Source organism: Methanomicrobia archaeon, assembly GCA_016930255.1.
Classification (GTDB): Archaea; Halobacteriota; Syntropharchaeia; order Alkanophagales; family Methanospirareceae; genus JACGMN01.
Genome location: JAFGHB010000053.1, coordinates 1 through 8,265, shown reverse-complemented (window position 1 = coordinate 8,265; position 8,265 = coordinate 1). Strand labels below are relative to the sequence as shown.

Genomic DNA, 8,265 nt, shown 5'->3' with positions numbered 1-8,265 from the left:
TGATCGATGAATAGGGATCTGTTCGGGTTTAGACATGAACTAAGATACGAAAGATAAGTATTAAAAGTTTAGTACCTCACTATAAATAGGGAATGTTCCTGAATCGCTCATCGATATCAAATCGTTCGTCCTCCGGCTTATTCATCGCGCCGAAGAATAATTGCCGTAATTTTGGCGTGAGTTCGTCCTCTCTCACTTCAGAGAGGTAGCTAAGAATATCCTCACCTATAATGCCCTTTGATTGTAAGAATTTGATGAAAATCAGCCGGTTCGTCACAACCTGAGCTATTTGCTCCCGTTCTTCCAGATCTCTAACGCCGAGGACGTTGTTGACCAGGCAACGCTCTTCAGGAATTGTCCTCGTTTTGTTCTCATGATCCTTATAACGCCCGCCGTGCAAGAGCGCGTTATACCACTCGTAAAACTTCTTGCTTATCTCCTCTTCCGTCTTTGGCGAAACGACTTTCTCTTTGCCGATCAGAAAATCCTGTATCTGCTCAAAGTTGTCTTCTAACCTCAGATCGCTCACTATTTCCTTTTTCTTGTCAATGAACACCCATCTTAATCCGTTTGTTGCTATACCAAAATTATAATTCTCCTTCACTTCCGCGATTTTGAATAATCCTTTTATCTGGGTAACGCCACTGTCTTTACCCTTCTCTAAGTCGGCGTTCAACGGCTTCGCTTCTACCAGGAAATTGTCTCTTGGGCTTTTTATCAGATAATCAACACTTCGATAACCGTGTGCATCCTCAAAATGTTTTTCAGGCAATTTTTCCAGCTCCAGTGCCCTGAAAATTTTGTCAATCAAGAATTCTCGGGTAAACGCCTCTGGATCTGCCGTCTCTTTCATAAAATCAGAACGGAGTTCCTTGCCTTCGTTAAAAACCCTGTTCTCGCCATCGAACGTCAATCGGTCCTTAATATCTACGATTAGAGAAGCAACAACAGTTGCCAGTTCATCTTTCCCAAGCGCTTTTTTCATTGGACGCAACCCTTACTCAGTTCATTGTTTGTGTTCTACTTACTCTTGCTAATGAGAATACTGTTGCTATCTATCATAATTAACTCTTGCGTTCTTTTCCACTTTGTCTTTTCATCATCTTATATCTATCCCTACCACCAAAGGATTATCACCATGCCACTCCCCGTTCGCCCCTTTGTGGAGAAGATAGCGGAATACAAACCGGGAAAGCTGATCAAGGGAGCGATCAAGCTGAGCAGTAACGAGAACCCGCTGGGACCGAGCCCGTTGGCGGTAAGCGCGGTGCTCGAAGCGATGGAAGCCGGGGAGCTTAATTTCAGTATCTACCCCTGGGGGCGGAACGTGGAAACGTTGAGGGACGCTATTGCTGAGTACGCGGGCGTTTTCGCAGAGAAGATAGTAATCGGCGCGGGCATCGACGGCGTTATGGACACACTCGTCAAGATCTTCGTGGACAAGGGCGACGAAGCGATCATCCCGATCCCTACCTTCTCACTGTACGAGTCGCTGGTGCACATGGCGGACGCGACACCCATGTACTTATTACGCAGCGTTGAGGATGATTACGCCATACCCGCCGCGGACATCATAGCAGCGTCAACGGAGAAGACGAAGATGATCTTCCTCGCATCGCCGAACAATCCGACCGGAAACCGGCTAAGCGGCGATGACGTGCGCACGCTTGCCGAATCGATACCTGAGGCACTCGTCGTACTCGATGAAGCGTACGTGGAGTTCGCCGAGAAGTCGTCGGCGAAGTTGGTGAACGAGTACGAGAACGTGTTAGTCTTGAGAACCTTCTCCAAGGCGTTCGGGCTCGCCGGGCTCCGTGTAGGCTACGCTATCGTGCCGGAATGGGTAATTGGTAATTACCGAAAGGTATCGCTGCCGTTTACCGTGAATAACGTCGCGTTAATCGCAGCGGTCGCGGCGTTAAAGGATAAAGAACACTTACGCCGCAGCGTGGAGCTGGTAAAGGAAGGAAGGTCGTATCTCATTGAGCAGTTACACGAATCGTTCAGGGTGTATCCGTCACAGGCGAATTTCGTGCTCGTTGACGTCGCGCCTAAAACCTCGGCTGAGGTGTGCAAAACACTTGAAAGGAAGCGGATTACCGTTCGCGACTGTGCCGCATTCCGCGGCGCGGGTAATTCTCTTATCAGGATCAGCGTGGGTACGCCGGAGCAGAACGAGCAGGTCGTAGCTGCATTAAGGCGCTTGTAAAATTCGTTCTTTACACTTTTTCAAACTTTATTTCTAAGAAAGGTTGATTGATAAGTCAAACCTTTAAAAAAGGTTTGATCAAAAAATCTAAGTTTCTTTGATCCAACTTTCTTTTAAGCCCTTACAGGGCTTGCGGGGTCGTGGGGCGGAGCCCCACATAAGAAAGTTTGATGTCTGGCCCCGAATTGTTGGTCGGGAGGGTTGATAAGGGGGGCTTGGCCCCTTATTTATTGAATGGCGAATAAGGAACGACGCGACGAAGCATTCATTCCCGCATGCTTCTCGCCAAGCTTAAATCCGCACTGGTATTAACGTTGATGGCGAGCAGCGAGTCGTCGAATATGAACGGTATCGAATCCTTCGCATTCGTCACCACGTTGATGCCGCACGACACAAACGTTTTACCTTCGTATTCGAACGTGTGACTCGGCGTTATGCCGTCTGGCAACAAGTCCAGGGGAATGGCACCGGTGATACTGGCACGATGCACGCGGTACGCGTCGAGTATCGCATTAATGTGCGTGCTTCGTAAAAACGGGATGTCGCAAGCAATGGATACAAACGCAGGGTATCGAGCAAGCAAAAACCATAAATCTTCATGATAACCTTTGCCCGGCGTTTCTACGGTTTTATAATCGGCACGTTTGCAATAATCCGCGGTTTCCGGCGTGTTCCGCGTGACAGCTATGAAGAAATTATCCACGTTTGACGCGCGTACGGCTTCTACAACGATGTCCAAGAGCCGTATTTGGTTCCCGCTGCTACCTACCGTGATAAGCGCCTTCTCGCGCTCCTCTTTCTCAGTTCCTCCTCGCATTCTGCTGCTCTTCCCGCCTGCCAGGATTATCGCGATCATTGTCTAATCCTTATCTTTAAACCCTCTAAGAAACGTTGTATCGAAAAAGCTTCGTGGAAAAGAAAAGCGTTCGCGAAAAAGAAATTTATTAGGGTTAGATTACTATCTTTATTTATTCAACTGAGGTGAAGTGAAAGGGGATGGGGATACAGTCGTCTGCGGAAATCACACGTGCCTTAAAGGAGAAATGGGATAAGAGCAAGAATAAGGACGATTGGCGTGTGCTCACGGGCCGGAACCACAAAGGACGGTACGACATGTTCGTCTCCACGCCGAGCCGTATTTTGCAGCTCAAGTTCGAGCAGGCCGGGGGCAATGAGGCGGTCGGATACGGTCTGGACGTTGGCAAGATGGACGATGAGATAGAAAGGCTTATGAGAACGGGTGCGCCGGTACCGTTTGGCTTGATCTCTCCGCAGCAGGCTGATTTGGCTATTATAATGGCGGGTATCCAGCGGTACTCTTCCGATGCCGCTCATACGCTGCGTAAGGACTATATCTCGAACGCGCAGGCAAAGCTCGACGAGAAATTGGACGGCGAAATAGAGCGAATGCGAGCAGCCGATCCGGTGTTCAGACGAAAGTACAGAGAGCAAAAAGAGCGGGAGCAAATCCCGTATTTGTGATGGTGTTGCATCTGAATAAGAAAGGGATACGAGTACTGGGTATTGCAGAGAGCTTCAGACGCGGCTATGAAAAGTCAGTGCTCGCGGGCGTCGTGATGCGGTTGGATTGTATCATTGACGGTTTCAGCTTCACGCACATCACCGTCGGTGGCATGGACGGTACGGAGGGCATTCTACGCCTCTTCGATGCACTGCAGCGTGATGACATCAACGTGATACTGCTCAACGGCTGTGTCATCAGCTGGTTCAATATTATTAACATAAACGAGATTTACGAACGGCTGCGGATTCCGCTCATCTGTGTGACGTACGAGGAATCCGAGGGTTTGGAAGCGCATATCGCCAAGCATTTTGACGCCGAGGATCGGGATGCTCGAATCGAGGCGTATACGCAGCTTGGTGATCGCGTTCCGGTCTATTTACACGACCGATTCGAGGTTTTGATACGGGTTTTGGGCATGGAAAGAGCGGAAGCTGGCGCGTTACTCAAGAAATTCACGACTCACGGTAAAGTGCCTGAGCCGTTACGCGTTGCTAAAATCGCAGCGAGAGCACTACTGAACATGGACGAAGCGTTCTGAGGTCCATCCACTGCTAGCAGGATAGATCAATCAGAGTGAGCGGATCGTTACGTTACAGCAGCACGTCTATATCTAACTGCTCGGATAATTCCTTGTACCTGTTCCGTATCGTGACCTCGGTCACACCGGTAACGTCTGATACTTCCTTCTGCGTGCGATGCTCGCCGCCCAGAATAGCCGCGATATAAATGGCCGCCGCTGCTATGCCTATCGGGCCCCGTCCGTTGGTCAGCTCCTTCTCCGATGCGCGTTTTATTATCTCGATCGCCTTCGACCGTATATCACCGCTTAAATCGAGCAGGGAGCAGAACCGAGGCACGAAGTCAACCGGCGAGGCGGGCGAGACTTTCAGGTCAAGTTCCCGTAAAAGGAAGCGATATGCGCGGCTTATTTCCTTCTGACCTACTCGCGAGATATCACGAACCTCTTCCAGCGTGCGCGGCACGCCGTACTGCCTGCAGGTGATGTATAAAATCGCCGTGGAGATGCCCTCTATGCTCCGGCCGCGAATCAGACGTTGCTTCATCGCTTTTCGGTACAGCATAGATGCCGCCTCCCTGATATTCATCGGCAGTTTAAGCGCGCACGCCATCCGATCGATCTCAGAAAGCGCGAAAATAAAGCTCCGTTCCGTAGTGTTCGCAATGTGCGTCCGCTGCTGCCATTTCTTTAACTTGTATTGCCCTTGACCGGTCGGAGACCACGTTACCAGCGTGCTCAGACCTTTGTCATGTATTCGATAGGTCATCGGCGCTCCGACACGTGCTCTTCTCGACACCTGCTCGAAATCAAAGGCGCGCCATTCCGGCCCGAGATCCACGATGTTCTCCGCTACGACCAGCCCGCAAGTAGCACAGAAAAGCTCTGCCTTTCCATAATCCCTGATTAAATTCTTAGATCCGCATTCGGGGCATTCCTTTGCCGCCTCGACATAATCAGCCTTATCGTTATCTCCCTTTATCTCTTTATGCTTCCCCTCTTCCGTATTCGTCTTAGGGGTCAACATTTTACAATCATCTGTATCCCTTTGGATTATATAAATGAACAGTCTTCCACGATTTCCGTACGTAGGACGGAATATCATCAAAGTCCTTCTCTTTGAGCAGTTCTTTCAGGAATTGCACGGTCTTGGGGTCTGACGGATAGCCGCTGCCTATCTCCTCTCCGAGCTTCACTCCGAGCGCCCGTACAGATCGGTCACGGTGCACTTTTGCTACTATTGATGCCGCGCTGACCAGCGGATAATTAGCGTCTGCTTTGAATTCGGAGACGATCTCGATCTCGCCGCTGCCCCCGGCCTGCTCGTAGTTCGCGCGAAGATTGGCGGCGAACCGTTCAGGCTTCACGTCCGCTGCATCCACAATGGCACGATCCGGCTGAAAATAGTTAATCACGTCTGAAAAGCGTTCGACCATGATCTCATTCATCGTGCGCGTCTTCCTTCTTTCATCTATATCGCTCGCGGTCATCTCCACCACGTGGACTTCCGTCGCGGCTTCGATCCGTTCCGCCAAGGACTCTCGCCTCGCAGGGCTCAATCGCTTCGAATCTTTCACGCCTAGCTCCTCCAGTTCCGCAAAGTTCAAGACTCCGGCCACGAACATCGATCCGATCACCGGGCCCTTGCCCGCTTCGTCTATGCCTATCTCTCGCATGCGCAGCATCAAACAAGCCTCGTACTTTTACAGGTCTCCTTGTCTTCCTAACCGCTCAGATCTTCGTGCGCGGAGGTGGCTGCGATCGCGCCTTCTGCACAGGCCACGACGATCTGTCGCACGCCGCCGGTTACGTCACCTGCAGCGTATACGCGTTTCAAGTTCGTCCGCTGACTTTTATCCGTGAGTATATAGCCAAATTCATCGAGCGTCACGCCCAGTTGCGTTGCTAACGCGTTCGCAGGCTCCTCACCGACATAGATGAACACGCCGTCCACCGCGATTTCTTCCTCGGTAGTGTTCGCTTTATCGTAGCGGAGAACGCTGCTTACGGCTTTATCGCCTTTTATCTCACGCACTACGGAATTCCACAAGATCCGCACGCCGGCCTTCTCCAGGCTTTGCCGTAAATAGTGCTCTGCCCTGAGTTCATCCCTCCGGTGGATCAACGTCACCGCACAGCCGAGGTTTTGGAGATACAACGCGCCGCGAGCTGCCGAGTTACCGCCACCGACTACCAGCACCGACTTGCCTTTGAAGAAGAATCCGTCACAGGTAGCGCAGTACGAAACGCCCCGGCCAAGAAACTCATCCTCGCCTTTAACGCCCAGTTTACGCTTCTTCGTGCCCGTGCTGAGAACTAACGCACTGGCGAGATAAGAGCCTTTCTCCGTGAATATCTGCATCTCTTTCTCTTGCAGTTCTATTCTGTCAACGCCTTCCAGCTCCTTGATCTCCGCGTAGTCGGCGGTTTGCTCCTTCATCTTCTCCGCCAGTTCCATGCCGCCGATATTTCTGAAGCCCGGGTAGTTATCGACTAACGTAGCCTCGTTTGACAAGCCGCCGCAGATCCCTTTATCGAGCACCAGCGTCTTCAGGCCGCTTCGTGCGCCGAACGTCCCGGCCGTCAGCCCTGCAGGACCCGCGCCAACCACAAGTAAATCGTAATCGGTCTCTTCACTCATAATGGAAAAATCCTGCTTTACAATGATTAACTTATATGCGGTCGGCTCAAAATAAACTAGTCATAGGCGCTAATAATGTCAGAAGATGAAGAGAGCGAGCGATTGGAAGCAATGCGGGGCGAAAAGATACTCGCTGCTGCGATGGTCATCTTCCTTCTGATCGGCGGGGTGCAGGTCCTTAATGAGTTAGGGGGCGTTCCTGATAGACCTCAACTGGGTACGTACTATGCGAAATACGACGTTTACACGCTGGAAGCTGAGGAAAGAAGCATTGTTGCGGAACTGAATAGTGCGGTGCTGCCTTAGACGATGCCAACGAAGAATTCCTCCGTGCTAAGGAGAATTATCTCTTCAAGAGAGAGGAATACTGGGTACTGCTCGAGGAAGGCAAGGAAGACGAGCTGAAAGAACGTGAATATGAGGCGGCTCGAGCGAGTTATGAGGAATCGCAGCGAAGTCTCGATGCGGCACAAGCCGTTTACGATGAGATTGAAGGGCGATTGGATCAGAAGGGGGGAGAAGTATCGCGGGCTCGTCACTTAGCGAGTGTTGAATACGAGCGAGAGTATCAAACGTACCGATTGAAGGTCTTAGCCGTATAGCTGGCTTTTGCGCTCTCGATATTAGCTGTTGCGATTGCCCGGTTTCTCAAGGCCAAACGAGCGAGGAGCACGTATACAATTCACGCTAACGCATTCATGGCATTTGCGTCACTGCTCGTGATCTACATGATCATCGAGAAGGTGTGGATGGTGGCGCACATAATTGGCATATCGGTTATCGGAGCTGTGGCATGTGCGATCTCGCTGGCATACCTGAAGAAACAATTCTACAGTTTTGAGCGTATTTCCAGGAGCAGATTGAAGGCGAACAAATGCCCCTGGTGCGGTTTTCCGATCAGGTTTGATATGCGATTCTGCCAGAATTGCGGCAAGAAACTAGCGGATAAATGCCCCGAATGTGGCGAAATGAGACCGATTTTAACCGGGTTCTGTCCAAAATGCGGAGACAAGAAGTAAAGAGTAGTTTTATAAGCTCGTGTACAAGACTTTATAAGAAGGGTTAAGCCACAAATTCAGGGGCCCGTGGTCTAGTTGGTTATGACGTCGCCTTGACATGGCGGAGGTCATGCGTTCGAATCGCATCGGGCCCATTCTTTTGAACTGTTTTGGCGATTGCGCACGCCTTCTTAACCAAAAATTCGAAGATGGTTCTTTTTGGGATTTGCATACACAAGGTCTGAGTTCGTGAACATTCAAAAGTGAGCTCCCAAACATCTGTGTATTCCTGTTAAGTAAACCAAAAAAGGTTACACATCGATGTATTCGTTTTTATGAGTCCTCTTTTCTTTCTTTTTCTGTAAAGGAGGATTA

Annotated in this window: 11 protein-coding genes and 1 tRNA gene; 6 read left to right on the top strand and 6 right to left on the bottom strand. The window is 50.4% G+C overall.

Annotation, left to right across the window (positions count from 1 at the left end):
* Positions 1-79 precede the first annotated feature (79 nt).
* On the bottom strand, positions 80-985 hold the full coding sequence (locus tag JW878_07885; protein MBN1762975.1) for a hypothetical protein: 906 nt from the start codon (positions 983-985) through the stop codon (positions 80-82).
* A 153-nt stretch (positions 986-1,138) separates the two neighbouring features.
* Here JW878_07885 and JW878_07880 point away from each other — a divergent pair, with 153 nt between their 5' ends.
* Entirely contained in the window at positions 1,139-2,209 is a 1,071-nt protein-coding gene (locus JW878_07880; protein ID MBN1762974.1) for a histidinol-phosphate transaminase, read from the top strand.
* A gap of 265 nt (positions 2,210-2,474) precedes the next feature.
* Here the strand turns inward: JW878_07880 and JW878_07875 are convergent, their stop codons facing one another.
* Positions 2,475-3,065 (bottom strand): NTP transferase domain-containing protein, encoded by a 591-nt coding sequence (locus JW878_07875; protein MBN1762973.1) that lies wholly within the window; start codon positions 3,063-3,065, stop codon positions 2,475-2,477.
* A 140-nt stretch (positions 3,066-3,205) separates the two neighbouring features.
* Here JW878_07875 and JW878_07870 point away from each other — a divergent pair, with 140 nt between their 5' ends.
* Both JW878_07870 and JW878_07865 read left to right on the top strand, forming a co-directional pair.
* A complete protein-coding gene (locus tag JW878_07870) occupies positions 3,206-3,691 on the top strand; it encodes a hypothetical protein (protein ID MBN1762972.1) in 486 nt (161 codons plus the stop codon).
* Positions 3,692-3,696: 5 nt separating this feature from the next.
* Positions 3,697-4,272: a DUF99 family protein gene (locus JW878_07865; protein MBN1762971.1), complete on the top strand. Its 576-nt coding sequence runs from the start codon at positions 3,697-3,699 to the stop codon at positions 4,270-4,272.
* A gap of 52 nt (positions 4,273-4,324) precedes the next feature.
* On the opposite strand, the gene JW878_07860 is transcribed toward JW878_07865, so the two are convergent.
* The 3 genes from JW878_07860 to trxB are packed head-to-tail and all read right to left on the bottom strand — an operon-like array spanning position 4,325 to position 6,892.
* A complete protein-coding gene (locus JW878_07860; GenBank protein MBN1762970.1) occupies positions 4,325-5,278 on the bottom strand; it encodes a transcription initiation factor IIB in 954 nt (317 codons plus the stop codon).
* A 7-nt stretch (positions 5,279-5,285) separates the two neighbouring features.
* Positions 5,286-5,927: a ribonuclease HII gene (locus JW878_07855; protein ID MBN1762969.1), complete on the bottom strand. Its 642-nt coding sequence runs from the start codon at positions 5,925-5,927 to the stop codon at positions 5,286-5,288.
* Positions 5,928-5,974: 47 nt separating this feature from the next.
* Positions 5,975-6,892 (bottom strand): thioredoxin-disulfide reductase, encoded by a 918-nt coding sequence (gene trxB / locus JW878_07850; protein ID MBN1762968.1) that lies wholly within the window; start codon positions 6,890-6,892, stop codon positions 5,975-5,977.
* Between the two features lie 75 nt (positions 6,893-6,967).
* Here trxB and JW878_07845 point away from each other — a divergent pair, with 75 nt between their 5' ends.
* The gene (locus tag JW878_07845; GenBank protein ID MBN1762967.1) at positions 6,968-7,198 is read left to right on the top strand and encodes a hypothetical protein; all 231 of its coding nucleotides are present in this window, start codon (positions 6,968-6,970) and stop codon (positions 7,196-7,198) included.
* On the opposite strand, the gene JW878_07840 is transcribed toward JW878_07845, so the two are convergent.
* Positions 7,195-7,431: a hypothetical protein gene (locus tag JW878_07840; protein ID MBN1762966.1), complete on the bottom strand. Its 237-nt coding sequence runs from the start codon at positions 7,429-7,431 to the stop codon at positions 7,195-7,197. The two genes, JW878_07845 and JW878_07840, sit on opposite strands and share 4 nt — an antisense overlap.
* 159 nt (positions 7,432-7,590) lie before the next feature.
* Here JW878_07840 and JW878_07835 point away from each other — a divergent pair, with 159 nt between their 5' ends.
* Both JW878_07835 and JW878_07830 read left to right on the top strand, forming a co-directional pair.
* Complete coding sequence (locus JW878_07835; GenBank protein ID MBN1762965.1) at positions 7,591-7,911, top strand: zinc ribbon domain-containing protein; 321 nt, start codon at positions 7,591-7,593, stop codon at positions 7,909-7,911.
* A gap of 60 nt (positions 7,912-7,971) precedes the next feature.
* A tRNA-Val gene (locus JW878_07830) sits at positions 7,972-8,045 on the top strand.
* Positions 8,046-8,265 lie beyond the last annotated feature (220 nt).

Bases quoted from the DNA above. Each gene is read 5' to 3' on its own strand.
- JW878_07885 (MBN1762975.1), bottom strand. From the start codon at position 985: ATGAAAAAAGCGCTTGGGAAAGATGAACTGGCAACTGTTGTTGCTTCT.
- JW878_07880 (MBN1762974.1), top strand. From the start codon at position 1,139: ATGCCACTCCCCGTTCGCCCCTTTGTGGAGAAGATAGCGGAATACAAA.
- JW878_07875 (MBN1762973.1), bottom strand. From the start codon at position 3,065: ATGATCGCGATAATCCTGGCAGGCGGGAAGAGCAGCAGAATGCGAGGA.
- JW878_07870 (MBN1762972.1), top strand. From the start codon at position 3,206: ATGGGGATACAGTCGTCTGCGGAAATCACACGTGCCTTAAAGGAGAAA.
- JW878_07860 (MBN1762970.1), bottom strand. From the start codon at position 5,278: ATGTTGACCCCTAAGACGAATACGGAAGAGGGGAAGCATAAAGAGATA.
- JW878_07855 (MBN1762969.1), bottom strand. From the start codon at position 5,927: ATGCGAGAGATAGGCATAGACGAAGCGGGCAAGGGCCCGGTGATCGGA.
- trxB (MBN1762968.1), bottom strand. From the start codon at position 6,892: ATGAGTGAAGAGACCGATTACGATTTACTTGTGGTTGGCGCGGGTCCT.
- JW878_07845 (MBN1762967.1), top strand. From the start codon at position 6,968: ATGTCAGAAGATGAAGAGAGCGAGCGATTGGAAGCAATGCGGGGCGAA.
- JW878_07835 (MBN1762965.1), top strand. From the start codon at position 7,591: ATGGCATTTGCGTCACTGCTCGTGATCTACATGATCATCGAGAAGGTG.